This is a genomic window from Streptomyces sp. NPDC042371, assembly GCF_056437465.1.
Genome location: NZ_JBWKAP010000002.1, coordinates 561469 through 582237, shown reverse-complemented (window position 1 = coordinate 582237; position 20769 = coordinate 561469). Strand labels below are relative to the sequence as shown.

At 71.5% G+C, this 20769-nt stretch carries 21 protein-coding genes; 12 read left to right on the top strand and 9 right to left on the bottom strand.

Annotated features, from left to right (window positions below):
• Positions 1-66: 66 nt before the first annotated feature.
• Entirely contained in the window at positions 67-570 is a 504-nt protein-coding gene (locus AC068B_RS08390) for a hypothetical protein (protein WP_478669893.1), read from the top strand.
• An 88-nt stretch (positions 571-658) separates the two neighbouring features.
• Complete coding sequence (locus AC068B_RS08385; protein ID WP_478669891.1) at positions 659-1276, top strand: hypothetical protein; 618 nt, start codon at positions 659-661, stop codon at positions 1274-1276.
• 13 nt (positions 1277-1289) lie between these two features.
• On the opposite strand, the gene AC068B_RS08380 is transcribed toward AC068B_RS08385, so the two are convergent.
• Complete coding sequence (locus AC068B_RS08380) at positions 1290-1787, bottom strand: hypothetical protein (protein WP_478669889.1); 498 nt, start codon at positions 1785-1787, stop codon at positions 1290-1292.
• A gap of 411 nt (positions 1788-2198) precedes the next feature.
• Here AC068B_RS08380 and AC068B_RS08375 point away from each other — a divergent pair, with 411 nt between their 5' ends.
• Both AC068B_RS08375 and AC068B_RS08370 read left to right on the top strand, forming a co-directional pair.
• Entirely contained in the window at positions 2199-2510 is a 312-nt protein-coding gene (locus tag AC068B_RS08375) for a hypothetical protein (protein WP_478669887.1), read from the top strand.
• Positions 2511-2655: 145 nt separating this feature from the next.
• Positions 2656-3279 (top strand): RNA polymerase sigma factor, encoded by a 624-nt coding sequence (locus tag AC068B_RS08370; RefSeq protein WP_478669886.1) that lies wholly within the window; start codon positions 2656-2658, stop codon positions 3277-3279.
• Positions 3280-3292: 13 nt separating this feature from the next.
• Here the strand turns inward: AC068B_RS08370 and AC068B_RS08365 are convergent, their stop codons facing one another.
• On the bottom strand, positions 3293-3682 hold the full coding sequence (locus AC068B_RS08365) for a hypothetical protein (protein WP_356251273.1): 390 nt from the start codon (positions 3680-3682) through the stop codon (positions 3293-3295).
• A 201-nt stretch (positions 3683-3883) separates the two neighbouring features.
• Positions 3884-6577, bottom strand: a complete 2694-nt coding sequence (locus AC068B_RS08360; protein WP_478669884.1) for an FG-GAP-like repeat-containing protein — start codon at positions 6575-6577, stop codon at positions 3884-3886.
• A 204-nt stretch (positions 6578-6781) separates the two neighbouring features.
• On the opposite strand from AC068B_RS08360, the gene AC068B_RS08355 reads away from it, so the two are divergent.
• Both AC068B_RS08355 and AC068B_RS08350 read left to right on the top strand, forming a co-directional pair.
• Positions 6782-7654 carry a hypothetical protein gene (locus AC068B_RS08355; protein ID WP_478669883.1) on the top strand — a complete coding sequence of 291 codons (873 nt, stop codon included), beginning with the start codon at positions 6782-6784 and terminating at the stop codon, positions 7652-7654.
• A gap of 94 nt (positions 7655-7748) precedes the next feature.
• A complete protein-coding gene (locus AC068B_RS08350) occupies positions 7749-8363 on the top strand; it encodes an RNA polymerase sigma factor (protein WP_478669881.1) in 615 nt (204 codons plus the stop codon).
• A gap of 55 nt (positions 8364-8418) precedes the next feature.
• Here the strand turns inward: AC068B_RS08350 and AC068B_RS08345 are convergent, their stop codons facing one another.
• The gene (locus AC068B_RS08345) at positions 8419-8778 is read right to left on the bottom strand and encodes a MerR family transcriptional regulator (RefSeq protein ID WP_478669879.1); all 360 of its coding nucleotides are present in this window, start codon (positions 8776-8778) and stop codon (positions 8419-8421) included.
• A gap of 877 nt (positions 8779-9655) precedes the next feature.
• Here AC068B_RS08345 and AC068B_RS08340 point away from each other — a divergent pair.
• Entirely contained in the window at positions 9656-11161 is a 1506-nt protein-coding gene (locus tag AC068B_RS08340) for an AAA family ATPase (protein ID WP_478669878.1), read from the top strand.
• A gap of 93 nt (positions 11162-11254) precedes the next feature.
• Here AC068B_RS08340 and AC068B_RS08335 read toward each other — a convergent pair whose 3' ends face one another.
• Entirely contained in the window at positions 11255-11641 is a 387-nt protein-coding gene (locus AC068B_RS08335) for a hypothetical protein (protein WP_478669876.1), read from the bottom strand.
• A 379-nt stretch (positions 11642-12020) separates the two neighbouring features.
• Here AC068B_RS08335 and AC068B_RS08330 point away from each other — a divergent pair, with 379 nt between their 5' ends.
• Both AC068B_RS08330 and AC068B_RS08325 read left to right on the top strand, forming a co-directional pair.
• The gene (locus AC068B_RS08330; RefSeq protein ID WP_478669875.1) at positions 12021-12686 is read left to right on the top strand and encodes an RNA polymerase sigma factor; all 666 of its coding nucleotides are present in this window, start codon (positions 12021-12023) and stop codon (positions 12684-12686) included.
• Positions 12686-13870: a hypothetical protein gene (locus AC068B_RS08325; protein WP_478669872.1), complete on the top strand. Its 1185-nt coding sequence runs from the start codon at positions 12686-12688 to the stop codon at positions 13868-13870. The genes AC068B_RS08330 and AC068B_RS08325 overlap by 1 nt, the downstream gene beginning before the upstream one ends.
• Before the next feature lie 226 nt (positions 13871-14096).
• Here the strand turns inward: AC068B_RS08325 and AC068B_RS08320 are convergent, their stop codons facing one another.
• Positions 14097-14984 carry a L,D-transpeptidase family protein gene (locus AC068B_RS08320; RefSeq protein ID WP_478670304.1) on the bottom strand — a complete coding sequence of 296 codons (888 nt, stop codon included), beginning with the start codon at positions 14982-14984 and terminating at the stop codon, positions 14097-14099.
• 114 nt (positions 14985-15098) lie between these two features.
• On the opposite strand from AC068B_RS08320, the gene AC068B_RS08315 reads away from it, so the two are divergent.
• Together AC068B_RS08315 and leuE are read left to right on the top strand one after the other, a co-directional pair.
• Positions 15099-16679 carry an acyl-CoA mutase large subunit family protein gene (locus AC068B_RS08315; RefSeq protein WP_478669871.1) on the top strand — a complete coding sequence of 527 codons (1581 nt, stop codon included), beginning with the start codon at positions 15099-15101 and terminating at the stop codon, positions 16677-16679.
• 117 nt (positions 16680-16796) lie between these two features.
• A complete protein-coding gene (leuE, locus tag AC068B_RS08310; RefSeq protein ID WP_478669869.1) occupies positions 16797-17453 on the top strand; it encodes a leucine efflux protein LeuE in 657 nt (218 codons plus the stop codon).
• Here leuE and AC068B_RS08305 read toward each other — a convergent pair.
• Complete coding sequence (locus AC068B_RS08305) at positions 17440-17841, bottom strand: MerR family transcriptional regulator (protein ID WP_478670301.1); 402 nt, start codon at positions 17839-17841, stop codon at positions 17440-17442. The genes leuE and AC068B_RS08305 overlap by 14 nt on opposite strands.
• A 48-nt stretch (positions 17842-17889) precedes the next feature.
• Here AC068B_RS08305 and AC068B_RS08300 point away from each other — a divergent pair, with 48 nt between their 5' ends.
• Positions 17890-18795 (top strand): NAD(P)-dependent oxidoreductase, encoded by a 906-nt coding sequence (locus tag AC068B_RS08300; RefSeq protein WP_478669867.1) that lies wholly within the window; start codon positions 17890-17892, stop codon positions 18793-18795.
• A gap of 2 nt (positions 18796-18797) precedes the next feature.
• Here the strand turns inward: AC068B_RS08300 and AC068B_RS08295 are convergent, their stop codons facing one another.
• Together AC068B_RS08295 and AC068B_RS08290 are read right to left on the bottom strand one after the other, a co-directional pair.
• Positions 18798-19265, bottom strand: coding sequence for a MarR family winged helix-turn-helix transcriptional regulator (locus AC068B_RS08295; RefSeq protein WP_478669866.1), 468 nt, complete (start codon positions 19263-19265; stop codon positions 18798-18800).
• A gap of 34 nt (positions 19266-19299) precedes the next feature.
• Positions 19300-20745: an FAD-dependent monooxygenase gene (locus AC068B_RS08290; protein WP_478669863.1), complete on the bottom strand. Its 1446-nt coding sequence runs from the start codon at positions 20743-20745 to the stop codon at positions 19300-19302.
• Between the last annotated feature and the right edge of the window lie 24 nt (positions 20746-20769).

Genomic DNA, 20769 nt, shown 5'->3' with positions numbered 1-20769 from the left:
GTGTATTCGGCCACGAAAGACAAGTTTGCGGCACGGAGTGTGCGCAACACGGCGGGGGGACGCGGCATGGGTTACTGGGGGTATTACGTCGTCGGCAGGAGCGAGCGGCCGCTGGTGGAGCTCAAGGCGGTGGCGGGCCTGCGCGACGAACTGACCCTCCTGGACCGGCGGCCCGACGGGTGGCAGGTGTGGGAGGTGCCGGGCGACGGCGAGCGCGACGTCGGCAACATGAACACGCTGGCCCTGGAGTCCGGCGCGCCCGCGCTCTTCGGGTACGTCATGGACAGCGCCTGCGTGATCGTCGAGGCGGCGGCGCCCGAGAGCGGGGCGTGGACGACGTGCCTGGCGCGGCGGGCGATGGCGGGCTACCTCGGCGGCTCCGAACTGACCGTCGAGGACTACTTCCTTGAGCCCCGCGACGCCGCCCAGCGCGCGGTGGCCTGGGCCGCGGAGTCGGGCAAGACGGTGCCCGCGGGCCCCCTGCTCGACGTACTGAACGCGGATGCGCAGCCCTCGGCGGAGGAGCTCTTCTTCCGCCTCCTCGACCGGCTGGGCGTCGTGCCCCAATGACGCCGCAGTGACGTTCCCGGGCCGGTGCACGCAGTAAGGGTCAGTGCAGGGTCCGTGACGGGGGATCCGTGACGGGGGAGACGTACGCATGAGCCTGGTGGAGCTGATCGCGCAGGCCGACGAGCGGGGCCTGGCGGCGAGCGGTCTCGCCTGCCTCGACCGGTGCGTGCCGGTGCTGGGCGGCGATGACGACGACGTGCTGCGCCCGCTGTGGGCGAGCCTCGCCGAGGGCGGCGACTGGGCGGGGCCGCTGGCCGAGGCGCGCTCGGCGCTCGGGTCCGGCGCCGAACCGGCCGACCGGGCTGCCGGGGGCGGGGCGTCCCGCGAGGCGGTCACGCTGACCCGGCGCATGCTCGACGCGGCCCCCACCGGGCACTCGGGCGCCGAGGTCAGGGAGTGGGCCGACGGCTGCTCCGTCGCCGCGCTCCAGGTCCACCGCCTCCTCGACACCGCGCCTTCCGGCTCCACGCGCTCGGTGGCTGCGCGCCGCGCGGACGGCACGTCCTCTCTGTCGCCCTCTCCGCAGTCCTCCCTTTCGTCCCCGCTGGTCGCCGCCGAACTCCGCCGCCAGGTACGGATCCTGGAACTCCTCGCCAACCGGGGCGCGGGCCCGGCGGGCGGACTGCGCCAGGCCCTGGACGTCTCCATGGAGGGGCGCCGGGTGCTGCGCGCCGTGGTGTCGCGGCGGGCGCGGGGGCGCGGCTGACGGAGCCGGGCGGTCAGTCCCGCTCCGCCGGTAGCTCCGCGGTGCAGGTCGCGCGTCCGTAGGCGCCGAACGCGGTGGCGCGCCGCTGGTGTTCACCGCGGATCGCGAGGGCGCAGCTCGCCTCGCCGCCCTGCTTGCCGAGCTGGATGCTGACGGCCGGGTCCTTGCCGAGCGGCACGCGCACCGTCTTGCGCCACGGGAGTTCGACACCGGTCTCGACGGTGGCGCTCCCTCCTGCGCTCTTCGAGAGGTACGAGACGCTGGCGGTGCCCGTGCCGGTGATGCGGTACGTCACCGATGCCGTGGGCACGGAACGCCGCTCCGGCTCGTCGTCACCGAGGAAGCCGTAGACCACGAACCCGGCACAGATGCCCAACAGCACCCCGCCCACGGCGACCACGCGCCGGTTCGATATCTCACCGACCACCGTCGGATCGGCCGGATCTTCCGGAATGACGACTTCCCCCAAGCCGTCGAGTTCTCTGCTCCCGATCACTCTTTCGTGCTGCATCTTCCCCCACCCTTGTTCCCCCACCCCTGGCTGAATCGGGCTGGTTATACAGCATTGCGAAGCCGATTCACCAGGCCACGGATGAAGCGGACCTTTCGCCCCGCGGGGTGGCTTCCAGAGATGAATGGCCGGACACCTCAATGGGGTCAAGGGTTGTACGGAGAGGGCGGTTATCTGTGTGAGAAAGGGCACGGCTCCGAGCCGTCATGGCAGAGAAGTGACTTCCGCTTAGCAGGGGGAGGGGGCGCTGTGTGCTCTCGGCTGCTGAGGCGAAGGGGTGGAGTCATGGACGGTGGGGGTAGACAGGCGGTCGGTGCGGGGGAGATGCGGGGGCAGGCGCGGGGGTTCGTCGCTCATGTGACCGCTCGGAACCGGCTGCCGCTCGATTTCTCGGTTGGCAGCCTTCGCGTCGTGGACTACCTCATCGACGGCCTCCGCAAGGGCGGCCGTCCGCGCGGCGAGATCGCGGGGACGCTCTTCGGGCTCGGCGCCTATGTGGGGGAAGTCCTCGTGCGCCGGGCCGGTGCCGTCTGGGTCGATTTCGACGGCGAGCAGCGCACATTCTTCGGGCAGTCCGTCGGCGTCCGGATGCCGGACGGCCGGGTGTGGAATCCCCTGGGGAAGGTCGTCAATTGCCTTGAGCGGGGCGGAATCGATGGCTCCGAGGCCTCGCTGCAGACCTTTTACCTCACTCTGCCGGGCCGGGTGCGTCATGTGGCGTGAAGTCGGCGCCGATGGGGTGCCGATGACTTATTGAGTCTTCTTTTGTTATGGGGAAATGCGGCACAGTGAGCCGCGGTGCGGGAAAGCGCGGGCGCGGGCAGGGCACGGGCACGGTGGGCAGTGTCAGCGGGGTTAAGAGGAGAGCGTGGCGCAGGGTGGGGTACATCGCCGTTCGGCGGCTTGTGACGAGGAGCTGACTCGGGCTCTGGCGGAAGCGCGGGAGGGGGACGAGGAGGCTTTTTCCTTTGTCTATCGGTGCGTTCATCCCGGACTTCTCGGCTATGTGCGCGGGCTCGTCCGTGACGACGCGGAGGACGTGGTCTCCGAGGCGTGGCTGCAGATCGTGCGCGACCTGGAGAGGTTCCGGGGGAGCGGCGCCGACTTCCGCCGCTGGGCCGCGACCGTCGCGCGCCATCGCGCCATCGACCATCTGCGCCGGGTGCGGAGCAGGCCGCGCGGCACGGTGATCGAGGAGGACGTGCTCGACCTCCCGGCCGGGGACGACACCGCGGTCCGGGCCCTGGAGACGCTGTCGACGGAGCGCGTCCTCACCATGGTCGCTGATCTGCCGCCCGATCAGGGCGAGGCGGTCCTGCTGCGGGTCGTCATGGGCCTGGACGGCCCGTCCGCCGCGCAGGTCCTGGGCAAGCGGCCCGGGGCGGTGCGGGCGGCCGCCCGGCGCGGAATCCTGCGGCTGGCAAGGCAGTTGGCGCGACCGCCGGACAGTGTGGGGCCTGTCCGGCTTCTGGTGAGCGCCGCGTGCGGGTGAAGAGCTTCGGGTCCTACTCGTTGAACCACTCGGAGGTGACCGTCGCGCCGCCGCCGTTCCACTTCAGCGTCATCTGGTACCAGCCGTCGTTGCCGACGTTGTACGGGTGCTTGTCGCATCCGGAGTCGCCGCCGTCCCCGTCCGTCCACAGCGTGGAGATGTTTCCGGCCACGTACTGCTTCTTCAGCGAGCCGGTGACGCCGTTGCCGTCCGCCTTGGTGTCACAGATCTCGAAGACGTCCCCGTCGTCGTGGAACTTCATGTAGCCACGACCGTTGGGAAGGGTGATGGTCTTGTCGCTGACCCGGACACCGGCGGCCAGGGCCGGGCCCGACGAGACGGCGAACAGGGTGGCGGCGGCAGCTCCGACCACGGCGATGCGGGTGAACGTCGATCTGGCCATGGGGTTCCCCAGCTTCTCTGCAGGGCCGCGGCACGGCCCGGATGTGGCGGACGTTTTCCGCCATGGCGGAAGATTCGCGCCATGGCCGAGATTGTTGTGGCGGGGCGTCCATGTTTCCTTGACTCCCGCTGGAGACCGCGAGGCGCAAGGACGTGAGGCGCCGCCCCCCGGGCGCGAACCCGGAGAGCGGCGCACGAGTTGCTACGGCGTCAGCGTCTGGCCGAGACGGGCGCCCGCCGGGGTGCCCAGGAGCGTACGGCCGTAGTACACGCCGCTCGATCCCGGGACGCCCGAACTGCCGCTGTCCAGCTGGAGGATCGTGCCGTCGCCCGCGTCCTCGCCCTCGACGCCGATGGCCAGGTCCGCGCGGCCGTTGCCGGACAGGTCGGCCAGCGTCACCGAGGAGCCGAGGCGGTCGCCCGACTCGGTGGAGCCGGGGACGTCGGGCTCGTCCTGCGAGAAGGCCTTCGCGCCCGTGCCGGTGAGGCCGGACGAGGAGCCCTTCAGGAGCAGGGAGGTGCCCGCGTCCTTGCGGTTCTTGTCGGCGCGGGTGATGTCCTCGTTCGGGGCACCCGTCAGGACGTCCGCGTAACCGTCGAGGTTGTAGTCGCCCGCCGCGACCGACCAGCCCATCGCGTCGCCCGCCTCTGCGGCGCCTGGAACCCCGGCCGTCGCCTGGTGGACCGTCTTCATGCCCGTCGTCGTGAAGCCCGTCGATGTACCCGGGACCACCGTGACCTGGCCGCCCGCGTGGGCGCCGGACTCGGCGGTGTAGGGCTGGCCGATGACCAGGTCGTCGTAGCCGTTGCCGTTGACGTCGCCCACGGCGACCGAGCGGCCGCCGGGGACGGAGAGCACGCCGACCCGGCTGAGCCCCGAGCGGCCGCCCCTGAACCAGGCGACCTTGCCCTTGCCCGCCTGGTCGCGGTAGGTCAGCGCCACGTCCGCGTAACCGTCGCGGTTGAAGTCGCCCGACGCGGCGTCGGGGTACGCGATGGCCGTGTCGCCCGAGGTGAGGCTGCCGCCCGACTCGTGCTCCGGGTCGAGCCGCGCGGCCCACGAGCCGCCGGTGCCGGTCGCCGCGGCGAAGACGTCCGCCTTGCCGTCGGCGTTGAAGTCGCCGGCCGCGACCGCGGAGCCGAACCTGGCGCCGGGGTAGTGGAAGTCGTCCGAGAGCTGCATGTCCGTGCCGGACGTGAACTTCGGCCCGTACAGCATCGTGACCGCGCCGCGGTCGGCGTGGCCGGACGTGTCGTCCTCACCGGGCGCGCCGATGACGAGGTCCGCGTGGCCGTCGGCGTTCAGATCGCCCCACGCCGTGGCCGCGCCCCAGTTGTCGCCCGCCTCCGAGGTGCCGGGGACACCCGTGCTGGTCTGGGTCAGGGAGATCCTCGAAGCGCCGACCGGCCCGTCGAGGCCGCCGGGGACGACCGTCACGCGGCCGCGGCTCGACGACGCCTGCGGGGTGCCCGCGATCAGGTCGCCGATGCCGTCGCGGTTGTAGTCGCCGGTCGGGATCGCGGAGTTGCGGCCCGCGCCGGTCGCGTAGCGGCGTATCTCGTTGAGCTTCGCGTACAGGTTCTTGCCGGGGCAGGCGGTCGCGAAGCCGTCCCGGTGACCGGAGACCGTGTCCAGCGACGCCTGGTCGCCCTTCTTCCACACGCCGGTGTCCTCGGCGGCGGTCAGCGTCACCTTTCCGGCCGGGTCGCCGCCGTACTGGCCGAGTTTCCAGGCCGCCACGCGCGCCACCGACTCCAGGGCGGCGCGGGTCGGCCTGCCCGCGGGCTTGCCCGTCGCCGGGTCGCCCTCGAAGTCGCCGAGGACGGCGATGCCCGTCGAGTCGCCGTCGAAGCCGGAGGTGTGCGCGCCGCGGACGGGCAGGTCGGTGCCGCCCGCGCGGCCCTCGAAGACCTGGCCGCACTTGTCCACGAGGAAGTTGTAGCCGAGGTCGTTCCGGCCCTCGGTCTCCACGTGGTACTTCATGATGCCGCGGACCAGCGACGCGGACTGGGCGCAGCTGTAGTCGTTCGTGCCGCCCGTGTGGTGGACGAAGACGGCCTTGACCTTCTCGATGTACTCCGGCGGGTCCTTGACGGTGGACTCGTCGGCGCCCCAGGCCGCGCGGCCGACCATGGGCGGCCGGTTGACCGTGGACGGCGGGGCCGTCGGCTTGGTCGGGTCCGGTGAGGGGGAGGATGAGGATGAGGATGCCGGATCGTCGGCGGTGAAGGCGGCGGGGGTCATCGCGGTGCCGCGGGCCGCGGTGGTGCCACCCGTGCCACCCGTGCCACCCGCGCCGCCGTCGAGCGCGGGATTCCGCGCTTCCTGGGCCGTCACGCCCGGGTCCACGAGGTTGACCTCAAGGCCCGTGGGCAACTCGGAGCTGGACGTGCCGTCTTCGGCGACGACGCGGACCTCCACACCGTCCGACGGGCCGACCCAGAGCGGGTCGGAGGCGGCGCGCTTGCCCGCCTCCCCCTTATCGGCCTCATCCGTGGGGTGCGTCTCCAGGTCGAGGGCCCGCCAGCCGCTCCACGCGGCGGAGCCGATGGCGCGCGTGCGGACCTGCGCCGTGCCCGCCAGCTCCTCGGTGGCCCCGCTCCACGAGACGCCGAGGAGGGAGAACTGCTCGGTGGACGTGCGCGCGAGCCCCCGCTTCGTCGCGCCGTCGGCCTCGAGCGGGAGATCGTGGACGCTCGCGGGCCGCTTGGCGCGCGGGTCGGCGCCGGGGCTCTCCCCGTCGCTCGGGTCGGCCATCGCGTACGTCACCGCACCCGCGCCCCCCAGCACGACGGCCCCGATCGTCAGCCACGCCCTGCGCTTGAGACTCAGCGGCCTGTACGCATGCGTGGTACGCGCCTTTTCGCGCGGTTTGCGCGGGCTCAAATGCCCCACCCCTCAGCAAATTTCAGGTGAACACAGCGAGTCCGTACGACTGGCCGGGAGGGCAAAGGGTTGTAGCGTCCCGGGCGTTTTGTCGCGTGATCTATCCCGCACGTCCCGGCAGTGACACGTGGGCGGGGCGATGCGCTGGGTCATGTGACAGTTGTGACGCACTGAATCGGGCGGAATCGGGTGGGGCTTCGAGTGGGAGAACGGGTGGGGGCACGGATGCCGGGCCTGGCGCGGGCGGACGGCCGGTGGCGGCGCAGGGCCGCGGTCTGGGTCGCGGTGGGCGCGGCGGTGGGCGGGCTCGCGTCCTGCGGCACGGACCGCGAGGTGACGTACTCCGGAGGCACCCTCGAAGAGCTCGTCCCGGACGACGAGGCGCGCGGCAGGAAGCTCTCCACCGAGGCCATGACGCTGCTGCGGAACGCGAAGTCGGTACGCATCGGCGTCGACATGGCCACCCCGAAGGGCCGCCAGAAGGTCTCGCTCCACATGGACCGCGACAGCAACTGCACGGGCACCTTCGACTCGGGCCCGGCACAGCGCGGCGACCTCATCATGATCGCGGGCGGCTCGACCTACGTGCGGTTCAGCGACGAGGCGCTCGCGGAGATCCGGCAGCTTGCGGCGGGCCGGGGCCCCGAGACCGCGGCGCGGATCAGGGAGCGGACGGCGCTGGCGCGCGGCAAGTACCTGAAGATCCCGACGGGCACCGGCGGCGGCCCCTCGATGCCGGTGAACAGCTGCGACCTCGACAAGTTCACCCACTCGATGCCCGGCAGCCCCGGCCCCGACGACGTCATCAAGGCCCTGCCCGACACCCGGCGTTACGGCCAGGACGTGATCCCGCTCGTCGAGGACAAAGATGATGAGGGAGACGAGACAGGGGACAGGACGTCGGTGTACGTGGCGGCGGAAGGTAAGCCGTACGTCCTCGGCGTCGTGGCCGAGGGGAACGGCGAGACCATGAGGATGCGCCTGTCCGCGTACGACCGGCCGGTGTCCGCGGCGGCCCCGCCCGCCTCGCGGACGATCGACATCTCGGAGGTCGGCCCGGGTGGCGGAGGACTCTTCGAGGTGTGAGCCCCGGCTGTGACATTTCCGCTCCCGGCGACGCTGTCGACCGTGAAGGCCCAGGCACGGTGACCTGGGCCCGCGCGGGCCGGATGGGAGCGGGTTGGGCCAGGGTGGGGGACCCCGTCGAGCACAGGCGCACGACGAGGAGCTGGGCAGGGCCGTCGCGGCGGCCCAGGCGGGCGACGAGGCCGCCTTCGCGGTCGCGTACCGCATCGTCCAGCCGGGGCTCGTCGGCTACCTGCGCGGCCTCGTCGGCACGGACGGCGAGACGGCCGAGGACGTCGCCGCCGAGGCGTGGCTGGAGATCGCCAGGGACCTCGGGCGGTTCCACGGGGACGGGGCGGGCTTCCGCGGCTGGACCGCGACGATCGCCCGCCACCGCGCCTTCGACCACCTGCGCCGCCTGAAGGCACGCCCGCGCCCCGCCCCGCTCGAACAGGACATGCTCGAACTGCCGGGCCCGCACAGCACGTCGGCGGCCGCGCTTGAGGCGATCTCCACGGAACGGGTGCTCGCCCTGGTCGCGGCGCTGCCCCGCGACCAGGCGGAGGCGGTGCTGCTGCGGGTGGTCGTCGGCCTGGACGCCCCGACGGCGGCTCGCGTCCTCGGCAAACGCCCCGGAGCGGTCCGGACGGCCGCGCACCGGGGCCTGCGGAAGCTGGGCGAGCGGTTGCGCCACAACGGGCCGGGGCAGGTCCGCCGCGGCGCGGGGTGAGTTCGCGTCGGCGTTCGCCCGTACGGCGTTCCCGGCGACTTCCCCCGCTGCGGTCTCAGCTGTCTCCGGCCGTGGCCGCGGGGCGTGCCGATTCCGCGGTGCGCTCCGCGGCGCGGCGGTATTCGGCGTTGCTGCGCCGGGCGTCTTCGAGCTGGTCTTCCAGGATGACGATGCGGCAGGCGGCCTCTATGGGGGTCCCGCCGTCGACGAGTTCCCGGGCGCGCGCGGCGATGCGCAGCTGGTGGCGGGAGTAGCGGCGGTGGCCGCCTTCCGAGCGGAGCGGGTCGATCAGGCGGGCCGCGCCGATCGCGCGGAGGAAGCCCTGGGTGGTGCCGAGCATCTCGGCGGCCCGGCCCATGGTGTAGGCGGGGTAGTCGTCGTCATCGAGACGGTCGAACGAGTCGTCTGCTGTCACTTGCACCTCTCTGCACACCAAGCGGACCGCGCGGACATGCTTGAGGGGCCCTGGTGCCGTACGCACCAGGGCCCCGAAGGAACTGCTACACCATCTGCCGGTCCTGATACTTCGCCGGCGTTCTGTTTCCGCGTGCCCGGACGTCCTGCTGCCGGGGTTGCGGGGATCGCGGTTGCCTGACCGGAGACCACCTCACTATCGATGTCCTGCGGTACCCGGACTCACCATCTCCGCCCGGGCGATCCTGATGGCGTTTGATTCCTCCGTTCGTCCCTCTGGCGATTGCCTCTCTGGCTACGAGAGAAACCATAGCCATGCCGTCTCCGAATGTCTACTCCGCTCAGCATAGATTTCTGCCGGTTCAGTGATGAGGTAATCGGTCTCGAACGCCGAAGGGCGGGGGTGTGGCAGGTGACGGCGGTGCGGTGCTGGGGGCCTCCGCTCGGGAGGTGCGCGCCCTGTCGGCGCGACCGGGCAGGCCTGCCCGTGGATGCGGTGGCCGGATGTTCCTTTTCAGGGCGCCGAAGCCACGGCCCGCCCCGGGCCGGAGCGCGGGGACCGAGGAACCGGCCGGGGCCGCCACCCCTAGTCTGACTCGGCCACAATAGGCCCCTGAACAGGCATTTTGTCGCCCGAGTGGGTGTTCTTATTTCCCGCCTAGATCGGTCTCTATGTGGGTGCTTCTGACTGTTCTTGGCTGCTGTTGGTCACGCGTTGGCCACGCGTCCAACCGTCGGCTCGCCCCTACGAGCTGTCGCGGCGGCCTCAAGGCGGTGGTGCTGGCCAGCCAATCTCAGAGCTGATCCAGTACGACGCTTTTCGTCGAAGTACACTTAGACAAAATCCGTCGCAGTCGAGTTGATGTATAGGAGGGCGAATGAAGAAGGACGTGCTGGCCAAGCCGGACGACGTGGTCGACCGGGACCGGGAGTGGGATCTACTCGCGGAGTTCCTTACCGATCCGGCTCCGGCGATGCGGCTCGGCATCGTGTCGGGGCGGCGGCGGCACGGAAAGTCATACCTTCTGCAGGCCCTGTCCGAGCAGGTCGGCGGCCTGTATGTCACAGCGGTCCGGGAGGAGGGGCGGCTGCCCGCGATCCAGCGCTTCAGTGACGCGATCGCGTCCCACGCCGGCCTGCGGTCGGGGAGTCTGCGGCTGACCGACTGGCGTGACGTCCTGTCCAACGCCCTGGATGTGACCGCCCGTTCGCCGCACCCGCTCCTGGTGATCGACGAGTTGCCGTACTTGCTCCAGCACTCGCCCGAGATCCCGGGGCTGCTGCAACAGCTCTACGACGAACGCCAGCGGGGTGCCCGCCCCGGTGACGGGCCGGGTCCGCGTCTGATCCTGTGCGGCTCCGCGATGAGCGTCATGCACGAGCTGCTCTCGGGGACCAAGCCACTGCGAGGACGTGCCGTGGTCGATCTACGGCTGGGTGCCTTCGACTACCGGGACAGCCGGACCTTTTGGCAGATCGCCGACCCACTGACTGCGCTGAAAGTGCACGCGGTCCTGGGCGGGGCCCCCGGCTACCGGCCGGTGGCTGCCCGGCCGCATCCGGACGACGGCTTCGACACCTGGCTCATCCGGACGCTGCTCGACCCGGGGCGGGCGGTGTACTCGCGTACCGAGACCGAGTACCTGCTGCGCGAGGACCCGCGCATCACCCAGCACACGCTGTACTACGACATCCTCACCGCGATCGCGCAGGGCGCCACCACCCCCAGCAAGATCGGTGCCGCCCTGGAGCGCCCGCGCAACGCCGTCGCTCACCCCCTCGGAGTGCTGGAATCCACTGGCTACATCCGGCGGGAACAGGACATCCTCCGCTCCAGGCACCCCGTCATCACGCTCGCCGACCCCGTTATCCGCTTCAACCAGCTCATCACCCTCCCGCAGGCCGCCGCCGTGGAGCAGGGTTTCGCTGAGCAGGTGTGGCAGCAGGCCGCTCCGACTTTCAACTCCAAAATCCTCGGGCCGCACTTCGAGGACCTGGCCCGCGACTACACCCGTCGTTACGCCCACACCCTGTTGCCTGGCGGGCTGCCCGGCCCGGTCGGTACCACCGAGGTCGCCGACCAGGCTGCCCGGACGAAGCACGAGGTCGATGTCATCGCCCTAGCTGCCGGTGAGCGCCCCCAGGCTCCTCGCGCGAGGATCGCGCTGCTGGGCGAGGCCAAGGCGACGGCCGCTCGCCGTGGTACCGGTGACCTGGAGCGCCTGGAACGTATCCGTGCCCTGCTCGAAGGCCAGGGCTATGACACCGGTGCCGCCACCCTGGCCCTCTACTCCCTGCACGGCTTCTATCCCGACCTGGTCGACCTGGCAAACGGTCGTGACGACCTCCTCTTGGTCGATCTGCCTACCCTTTACAGCAGCTGACACCAAGAGCGGCCAGTTCGTAGAGCCTGCCGTTGCTGCTACGGATGGACGACGCCAGAGGCGAACCAGCTCCGGGCGGTGGCCTCTGCCTCTTCAGGTAGATCGTCGAGGAAGACCACAGCCAGGCCATGGCGGGCTCGTGAGCAACTGACGTAGAAAGAGGTTGCGCGAGCGCTGGGAACGGTCCGCGGAGTCGGTGCCTGCGAGCATCTTGTTGATGCTGTACATGTTCCAGAGGCGGTCGTCGACGACGACTACCACGTTCTCGAACTCGTCGCCCGTAACACCGTGTTGGGTCGAGAACGGCGTCTGCTCGTCGATGAAGCGTGTGACGCTGATGACCTCTTGATAGGACACTTTGCGAAGGCCGTTGGAGAAGTCGGCTCGCCGCTGGCCCCGCTCATCCAGGTCTGTCGCGTCCTTTCGGCGTTCGAGTTCCTTGAGCTTCCTGGGCATGGCAAGGAGATGGCCGTCGGTCATGAGGTCTGGATGCGTAGCAACCCCGTCGAGGTCTCCGCTGGCATTCGGCACCAGTCGCCGAGCTGCACGCCCCTGAATGCGTTGGTCACGGGTTGGCCACGGAGGCGCCCCACGTCCTGGATAACCCCTGGTCAGAGCAGGGAATTCGCGTGACGACCGGGGCCGCCACCCCCCACAGGAGAGGCCCCGGCCGGCACACGGTACGAACCGCGTGCGGTCCGTACTCCCTTCAGCGCCGCGGGTGCGTTTTCTGTCACACCGCTTTCTGTCACCCGCTAGTTGCACGTTGTACAAACATGGACGTAGGCCTGTCCGAGCCCGTAGCGTGCTGCTTCGCGCCGGGGCCGGGCGCAGATCTCCGAGTGGCAGGATTGAGAGAGTGCTGGGGGAGGACGCGGAGCTGACCGCCGCGGTGCTTGCGGCGCAGGACGGGGACGAGACCGCGTTCCGTACTGTGTACCGCGCCGTGCACCCGCGGTTGTTGGGATACGTACGCACGCTGGTGGCCGACCCGGACGCCGAGGACGTCGCTTCCGAGGCCTGGCTGCAGATAGCGCGCGATCTTGACCGGTTCAGCGGCGACGCGGACCGGTTCCGGGGCTGGGCGGCGCGCATCGCGCGCAACCGCGCCCTCGATCACATACGCATGCGGGGCCGCCGGCCCGCGGTGGGCGGCGACGAGTCGGAGCTGACCGGGAAGCCGGGCGACGCGGACACCGCCGACGAGGCGATGGAGTCCCTCGCCACCAGTGAGGCACTGGCCCTGATAGCCCGGCTCCCGCAGGACCAGGCGGAGGCCGTCGTGCTCCGCGTCGTCGTCGGGCTCGACGCGAAGAGCGCGGCGCGGACCCTCGGCAAGCGCCCCGGAGCCGTCCGTACGGCGGCGCACCGCGGCCTGAAGAGGCTCGCGGAACTTCTCGGTCCCGAGGGGACCGACCCCAAGGAGGCGCTCGACGCCGTGCCGCCGCAGAGAGAGCCGCGCGGGTGCGCGGTGACGTCCGCCGGTGTGACGCATTCGCGTACGCGGACGCAGAAGGACATGTGATGGCCGACGAGCAGCACAAGTGGCTGGACCGCGACGCGGCGGAGCGTTTGCTGCGCGGGGAGCCCCTCGAAGGCATCGATTCAGCTGCGCGCGCGCAGGCCGAGCGGCTCGCGCGGGCACTCTCCGCGCTGGACCGCGTGGGCGAGCCGGGCGAGATGGGTGCGGCTGGTGAGCCGGGTGTGGCGGGGCATTCGCCGCAGGCCGCTCATGAGGCGGCCCATGACGCCACCCAGGCCGTTCCCGGCGCCGTTGTCTCCGGGGCCGGTTCCGGCTCCGGTTCCGGTGAACTCCCGGGCGAGGCAGCCGCGTTGGCCGCGTTCCGTGCCGCGAGGGCAGGGGGCGCGGGGGCCGCGCGAGGCGGCAGCTCCAGGACCGCGCCGTACGCGACACCGGCCCACGAGGCCGCCGCGGGCGAGACCGTACGTCTGGGGCGCGCGGGCAACCGTCCGCCAAGCCGCTGGGGAAGACCCGTGCGCTTCGGCGTCGCCGCGGCCCTCGCGGGCTGCATGATCGGCGGCGTCGCGGTGGCCGCGGGGACGGGCGTGCTGCCCTCGCCGTTCGGCAAGCACAGCAGCCCGGGCCCCGCGGTCTCCGCGTCGTCCGGCGCCACCCCGGAGGAGCCGACGGCCTCTCCGACGGAGGGCACGCACGAGCCGTCCGAGGACCTCTCGCCGGACGAGACCACGACGCCCGACGAAGAGCCGTCGGCCCGGGAACCGGCGAGCAGCCCGCCGCCGGAGGCCGAGGCGGGCGACGAGCGCACCCGCGTACCCCAGCAGCCGACCGGCGACAAGACGCCGCCCCGCGGCGACGAGGCGAAGCAGTGGTACCGCAAGGCCGTCGTCGCCTGCCGCGCCTACCGCAGCGGCGAGCTCCAGGGCGAGAAGCGCCGCCGCCTGGAGGAGGCCGCCAAGGGACCGGCCCGGGTGGAGGAGTTCTGCAGCCGGATCCTCGGCGGCGGCTCCGGCAACGGTGGCCAGCACGGTGGCGGCCAGGGCGGCGGCGACGGCCATGGCGATGACGGCGGTGACGGCGGTGACGGCGACAACGGATCGGGCGGCGAGGAGGACGGCAGCTCGGGCGGTGATGCCGGGGGCGACCCCGTGCCGCCGATATCCCCGCCGACCGGCGGCCCGCACCCGAATCCCTCGGCTTCCCGCAGCGCCCTGCCCGTCTTCCCGTGACGGCGGAGGCCTCCGTACCCGGCCCCTCCGGCAAAGGTGTGACGTTTTCAGAGGGCGCGGCGCAGTAAGTAGTGAGCCGACTGGTCATCGGCCCACGCACGAGCCGGGGGTTCCCCCCGTACCTTCGGCTCCGTGCCCTCGGCGTGGGCGGGATACGTTCCCCCGATCCCGCCCACGCCGCTTTTCCCGGCCCGGCCGCCCAGGCCCCCCGTACACGGGGCAGGCATCACTTGTAGATGACGACGCGGTCGCCCTTCCGCACCTGCGCGAACAGGCTCGCGATCTTCTTCTCGTCCCTGACGTTCACACAGCCGTGTGACCCGCCCGCGTACCCCCTGGCCGCGAAGTCCGCCGAGTAGTGCACGGCCTGGCCGCCGCTGAAGAACATCGCGTAGGGCATGGCCGTGTCGTAGAGCGTCGAGACGTGGTGGCGGGACTTCCAGTAGACGCTGAAGGTGCCCTCGCGGGTCGGCGTGTACTGCGACCCGAACCGCACGTCCATCGTCGACACCGCCTTGCCGTCGACCATCCACGTCAGGGTGCGGCTGCTCTTGGCGATGCACAGGACCCGCCCGGTCATGCAGCGCTTGTCCGGCTCGGCGGCGGGCATGCCGCCGCCCGCGTACAGCTCGGTCCGCGTCGGCTCGCGCGTCATGCCGCGCAGCTTCTGCCAGGTGACGGTGTCCGTGGCCCCCGTGCGGGGCAGGCCGCGCTTGGCCTGGAACTCCCCGACCGAGCTCGTGGTGGCGGGGCCGTAGGTCCCGGTGGGGTTCTCGTAGAACCAGCCGATCTGCCGCAGCCTGGCCTGCAGCTCGCGCACCTGCCCGCCGTGGTCGCCCCGCTCCATGAGGATCTTCGCCGGGGCGGTGGGAGTCGGAGGCGACGAAGGCCGCGTCGGCGTCGGGTCCGGTCTGTCCGGCGTACGCGGAGCGCTCGGCGTATCAGGCGCGTCCGGTGTGTCCGTCGGCGAGCGCGTCGCCGTCGCCCGGGGCTTCCCGTCCCCGCTGCCGCCCTCACTCGGCCGCCCGCCGTCCGTGTCGACCGCGACCGCCTTGCAGCCCGTCACCAGGACCAGCACCGCCACGGCCCCTGCGGATATCGCGCCCTTGCCCATCACGCCCCCGTGTTCGTGGACATCGTGTTCATGGACATCATCGACAACACTTCTGGAAGTGTTTCCCGGTTTGCCGCGAGTGACGCGTCCCGTACGCGGGCGCAAGCTGGACGCATGACACACGAGTCGGAATCAGGACTACCTATCGAACCCGTGTACGGTCCCGATGATCTGGCGGGCTGGGACCCGGCGGAGCAGCTCGGCGCCCCCGGCGCGTACCCCTTCACGCGCGGCGTCTATCCCACGATGTACACCGGCCGCCCCTGGACCATGCGCCAGTACGCGGGCTTCGGCACCGCCGCCGAGTCGAACGCCCGCTACCGGCAGCTGATCGAACACGGCACCACCGGCCTGTCCGTCGCCTTCGACCTGCCGACCCAGATGGGGCACGACTCCGACGCCCCGATCGCGAGCGGCGAGGTCGGCAAGGTCGGTGTCGCCGTCGACTCGATCGACGACATGCGGGTCCTTTTTGGCGGAATCCCGCTCGACGAGGTCTCCACGTCGATGACGATCAACGCCCCGGCCGCGCTGCTGCTCCTCCTCTACCAACTGGTCGCCGAGGAGCAGGGCATCGCGGCGGACCGGCTGACCGGCACGATCCAGAACGACGTGCTCAAGGAGTACATCGCGCGCGGCACGTACATCTTCCCGCCCCAGCCGTCGCTGCGCCTCGTCGCGGACACCTTCCGCTACTGCAGGGCCGAGCTGCCGAAGTGGAACACCATCTCGATCTCCGGCTACCACATGGCGGAGGCGGGCGCCTCGCCCGCGCAGGAGATCGCCTTCACCCTGGCCGACGGCATCGAGTACGTCCGTACGGCGGTCGCGGCCGGGATGGACGTGGACGACTTCGCACCGCGCCTGTCCTTCTTCTTCGTGGCGCGTACGACGATCCTGGAGGAGGTCGCCAAGTTCCGTGCGGCCAGGCGCATCTGGGCCCGCGTCATGCGCGAGGAGTTCGGCGCGAAGAACCCCAAGTCCCTGATGCTGCGCTTCCACACGCAGACGGCGGGCGTCCAGCTGACCGCGCAGCAGCCCGAGGTGAACCTCGTCCGGGTCGCCGTCCAGGGCCTCGGCGCGGTCCTCGGCGGCACCCAGTCGCTGCACACCAACTCCTTCGACGAGGCCATCGCGCTCCCCACCGACAAGTCGGCCCGCCTCGCCCTGCGCACCCAGCAGGTCCTCGCGTACGAGACGGACGTGACGGCGACGGTGGACCCCTTCGCCGGGTCGTACGTCGTGGAGCGGATGACCGACGACGTGGAGGGGGCGGCCCTCGACCTGATGCGGCGCGTCGAAGACCTCGGCGGCGCCGTGCACGCCATCGAACAGGGCTTCCAGAAAGGGGAGATCGAGCGCAACGCCTACCGCATCGCACAGGAGACGGACAGCGGCGACCGCGTGGTGGTCGGCGTCAACCGCTTCCGGCTCGACGAGGAGGAGCCGTACGAACCACTGCGCGTCGACCCCGCCATCGAGACCGAACAGGCCGCCCGCCTCGCCCGCCTCCGCACGGAACGCGACGGCCCGGCGGTGACCACCGCCCTCGCCGCGCTCCAGGAGGCGGCGAAGGGCGAGGCGAACGTCCTGCCACCGATGAAGGAGGCACTCCGGGCGCGGGCCACCGTGGGCGAGGTGTGCGATGCGCTGCGGGAGGTGTGGGGGGCGTATGTGCCGACGGATGCGTTCTGAGGAGTCGCGTTCTGAGGGGCCTGGGCCACCAGGGGACATCGGGACGGTTTCCCCCTCCCGTGTCCGTCAACCGGACACTGACGTCCCCATGCCGTACACGCGTGCGACACTCCGGCCATGCTGGGTGTCACCGATCTTCCGACCTATCTCGTGGGCCTCGCCCTGATCATTCTGCTGCCGGGGCCGAACTCGCTGTACGTGCTCTCCGTCGCCGCACGCCGCGGCATACGCACCGGCTATACGGCCGCCGCGGGCGTCTGGTGCGGCGACACCGTCCTGATGACGCTGTCGGCGGCCGGTGTGGCCTCGTTGCTGCAGGCCAACGCCCTGCTCTTCGGGATCGTGAAGTACGCCGGCGCCGGATATCTGACGTGGCTCGCGATCGGCATGATGCGGGCGGCGTGGAGCATGTGGCGGGCGCGGCGGGAGCAGAGTGCGCAGAGCGCGGGGCAGGACGAGCGGGAGGCGGCGGGGGAGCGGCCGTTCCGCAGGGCCCTGGTGATCAGCCTGCTCAACCCGAAGGCGATTCTGTTCTTCATTGCCTTCTTCGTGCAGTTCGTCGACCCGGCCTACGCCTATCCCGCGCTGTCGTTCGTCGTGCTCGGCGCCCTGGCCCAGCTGGCCAGCGTCCTCTACCTGACCGCCCTGATCTTCAGCGGCACCAGGCTCGCGGCCGCCTTCCGCCGTCGCAAGCGGCTCTCGGCCGGGGCCACCTCGGCGGCGGGTGCGCTGTTCCTCGGGTTCGCGGTGAAGCTGTCGGTCACCAGCGTGTGATGACAGCCTCGGTGAGCGGCGGGTAGCTGTCGCCGCCCATCCGGTCGGCCGCGTCGATGTAGGTGGCCAGGGCCTCGCGGGACTGGGCGATCTTCTCCATCTGGTCGTCGAGGCGCCGCAGCCGCGACCGCATCGCGGTCAGCAGCTCGGGGCAGCCGGGCAGCTCAGGGACCTCCCCGACCGCGCAGGGCAGCACGTACGCGATGTCCTCGGAGGACAGTCCGGCGCCGAGCAGGTGCCGGATCTGCCGCACCCGCAGCACGGCGTTCTCGCCGTACTCGCGGTACCCGTTCGCGCCGCGCTCCGCCTCCAGCAGCCCCTGGGCCTCGTAGTAGCGCAACTGGTGGGCGTTGACGCCCGTCAGGCGGCCCAGTTCCCCGATTCGCATCGAACCTCGCTTGACCTTCATACCGGTATCAACGTTGACGATGCTGACATGAACAACGAACCCGTGATCAAGCATTCCGCGCACGCCGCCCCCGTGACCGTCGTAGGACTCGGCCTGATGGGGCAGGCCCTCGCCGGTGCCTTCCTGCGAGCCGGGCACCCCACCACCGTGTGGAACCGCACGGCCTCCAAGGCCGGGCAACTGGTCGCCGAAGGGGCCCGGTTGGCGCCGACCCTCGGCGAGGCGCTCGGAGCGTCCCCGCTGACGATCGTCTGCCTCACCGACTACGACGCCGTGCGCGACCTGCTCGGCACGAGCGGAGCCGAGCTCGACGGCACGACGCTGGTGAACCTCACCTCCGGCGACTCGGCCCAGGCCCGGGAGGCCGCGCAGTGGGCCGCGAAGCTGGGCGCCCGCTATCTCGACGGCGCCATCATGGCCATCCCGTCGGCCATCGGCACCGCAGACGCCGTGATCCTGCACAGCGGCCCCGCGCCGGACTTCGCGGCGCACGAGCCGACCCTCGCCGCGCTCGGCACCGTCACCCACCTCGGCGCGGACCACGGTCTCGCGTCCCTCTACGACGTGGCGGGCCTGGCCATGATGTGGAGCGTCCTGAACGCCTGGCTCCAGGGCACCGCCCTGCTGAGGACGGTCGGCGTCGACGCCGCGACGTACGCGCCGTTCGCACGGCAGATCGCCGCGGGGGTCGCCGCATGGCTGCCCGGGTACGCCGAGCAGATCGACAGCGGTTCCTTCCCCGCCGAGGTGTCCGCCCTGGAGACCGACGCGCGCGCCATGGCGCACATGGTCGAGGAGAGCGAGGCGGCGGGCGTCAACGCCGAACTGCCGAAGCTGATCCAGGCGATGGCCGCCCGCTCGATCGCCGCGGGACACGGCGCGGAGCAGTACCCCGTCCTCATCGAGGAGTTCGGCAGGCCCTCCGGCGGCTGACGTCAGTGGTGCCAGGCCGCGCCCCCCACGTTGTGGATCATGCGCTGGAGGACCTTCAGCGTGCGGACGTAGTCCTCGTCCGTGATGCCCTCGTGGATCTGTGCGCGGACGGCCTTCTGGCGCTCGGCCACGCGGGCCTGGAGGGCGCGGCCCTCGTCGGTGAGGGCGATGCGGCCCGCGGGGTCCTCGGTGACGAGGCCGCGGTCGCGCAGGGCGCCGATGTTGTGCACCAGGGCGCCCTCGCCGACCTCCAGGTACCCCTTGAGCACGGATACGACCTCGTCGCGGGGGCGCCCCTCCGGTGCCTGGACCAGTTGGCTGAGGGTCCACCACTGGGGCTGGGTGAGGCCCATCTCGGCGAGCATGGTGCGGATGTGGTGGACGACGGCCGTACCTGCTGCCGAACTCCAGTAGCCGATGGGCTGGTTGACCAGGTCCTGATCGCTGTGCGAGTACGCGAAAGCTGTCATGTCCTTGAACGTAGAACCTCAAGGGGGCTTGAGGTCAAGGGGCGCGGAGGGCGGCGCCGCACCGTGCCAGGTACTCGGTGAGGCCGTCCCGGGCGTCCGTGCCCGCCCACCCCACGTACCCGTCCGGACGGATCAGGAAGAGCCCCTTCCCGTACGGCTCGTAAGCGGGGACGGCGTGGGAGTGGACCAACTCGTCGTCCAGTAGGGGCAGTTCCGTGTCCGTGCCCACCGCGAGGAGCGTCCAGTGCGGGCCGCGGAACGCGTCGAACAGGGTCCCGGTGCCGCACGGGCCGTCCGGTGCCCGGTCGCCCGCCCGCAGCGCCTCTTCCGGCCCTCCGCGGGTGTCCACCGCCAGTGAGCCTTCCCGGTAGCCGATGCCGAGCTGCCGGGTGGCGGCGCCGCGGCGCGCCTCGCCGCGGTGGATGCGGGTGGACAGGCCCAGCATCTGCGCGGCGTTGGGCAGCCGCTCCTCCTCGTAGGTGTCGAGGAGGGCCTCGGGGGCGCCGTGCCCGAGCACCGCGCCCAGCTTCCAGCCCAGGTTGTAGGCGTCCTGGACGCTGGTGTTCAGGCCCTGGCCGCCCGCCGGTGAGTGGACGTGCGCCGCGTCCCCCGCCAGGAGGACGCGGCCCTCGCGGAAGCGGTCCGCCAGCGCCGCGCGCGGCCGGAAGTCCGAGGACCAGCGGACCTCGGTCACGTCGTCCGCGGCCAGGTGCGTACGGGCGGCGACGAGGTCGCGTACGCCCTGGAGTGAGAGGTCGGGCGTCGTCCCTGCGGGGAGCTGGACCGTCAGCTGGAAGTCCGGGGTACCGGCCAGCGGGCAGATCGCCGCGTACGGGCCGCCGTCCTCGGCGGCCGGGAACATGTGCCAGTGGTCGCGGTCGAGCGCCGGGATGCGGACGTCCGCCACCAGGACGGGGTTCGGGTCCACGGTCTCGCCCGCCATGGTGATGCCCAGCTCCCGGCGCAGGGCGGAGCGGCCGCCGTCCGCCGCCACGGCGTACGCCGCACGCAGCGTCGCGCCCGTCGACAGCTCGGCGGTGACCCCGTCGGCGTCCTGGGTCAGGCCCGTCACCTCCGCGTCGAACGTGACGTCGCCGCCGAGCTCCCGCAGCCGGGCCAGGAGGATCTCCTGGGTGCGCCACTGGGGGAGCATCCACGGCGTGGTGTACGGCGCGGTCCCGGTCGGCTCCGGGGCGTCGAACATCCGGTGCTCGCCCTGCCGTCGGCCGTCCCGCCACACCATGCCCACGGGGATGGGGCCGCCCGCCGCAAGGACCGCGCCGATGACGCCGAGGTCGTCGAAGACCTCCAGGGTGCGGGGCTGCAGCCCCTTGCCGCGCGAGCCCGGGAACAGGGCGGGGGCCCGCTCGACGACGAGCGCGCGCACATCACGGCGCGCCAGGTCGCAGGCGAGGGCGAGCCCGGTGGGGCCCGCGCCCACGATGAGCACACCGGTTTCCTTAACGCTGTTAAGTGCCATGCCCGGAGGATGCGCTTAACGGTG

Bases quoted from the DNA above. Each gene is read 5' to 3' on its own strand.
- AC068B_RS08390 (WP_478669893.1), top strand. From the start codon at position 67: ATGGGTTACTGGGGGTATTACGTCGTCGGCAGGAGCGAGCGGCCGCTG.
- AC068B_RS08385 (WP_478669891.1), top strand. From the start codon at position 659: ATGAGCCTGGTGGAGCTGATCGCGCAGGCCGACGAGCGGGGCCTGGCG.
- AC068B_RS08380 (WP_478669889.1), bottom strand. From the start codon at position 1,787: ATGCAGCACGAAAGAGTGATCGGGAGCAGAGAACTCGACGGCTTGGGG.
- AC068B_RS08365 (WP_356251273.1), bottom strand. From the start codon at position 3,682: ATGGCCAGATCGACGTTCACCCGCATCGCCGTGGTCGGAGCTGCCGCC.
- AC068B_RS08340 (WP_478669878.1), top strand. From the start codon at position 9,656: ATGAAGAAGGACGTGCTGGCCAAGCCGGACGACGTGGTCGACCGGGAC.
- AC068B_RS08335 (WP_478669876.1), bottom strand. From the start codon at position 11,641: ATGACCGACGGCCATCTCCTTGCCATGCCCAGGAAGCTCAAGGAACTC.
- AC068B_RS08325 (WP_478669872.1), top strand. From the start codon at position 12,686: ATGGCCGACGAGCAGCACAAGTGGCTGGACCGCGACGCGGCGGAGCGT.
- AC068B_RS08320 (WP_478670304.1), bottom strand. From the start codon at position 14,984: ATGGGCAAGGGCGCGATATCCGCAGGGGCCGTGGCGGTGCTGGTCCTG.
- AC068B_RS08315 (WP_478669871.1), top strand. From the start codon at position 15,099: ATGACACACGAGTCGGAATCAGGACTACCTATCGAACCCGTGTACGGT.
- leuE (WP_478669869.1), top strand. From the start codon at position 16,797: ATGCTGGGTGTCACCGATCTTCCGACCTATCTCGTGGGCCTCGCCCTG.
- AC068B_RS08305 (WP_478670301.1), bottom strand. From the start codon at position 17,841: ATGCGAATCGGGGAACTGGGCCGCCTGACGGGCGTCAACGCCCACCAG.
- AC068B_RS08300 (WP_478669867.1), top strand. From the start codon at position 17,890: ATGAACAACGAACCCGTGATCAAGCATTCCGCGCACGCCGCCCCCGTG.
- AC068B_RS08295 (WP_478669866.1), bottom strand. From the start codon at position 19,265: ATGACAGCTTTCGCGTACTCGCACAGCGATCAGGACCTGGTCAACCAG.
- AC068B_RS08290 (WP_478669863.1), bottom strand. From the start codon at position 20,745: ATGGCACTTAACAGCGTTAAGGAAACCGGTGTGCTCATCGTGGGCGCG.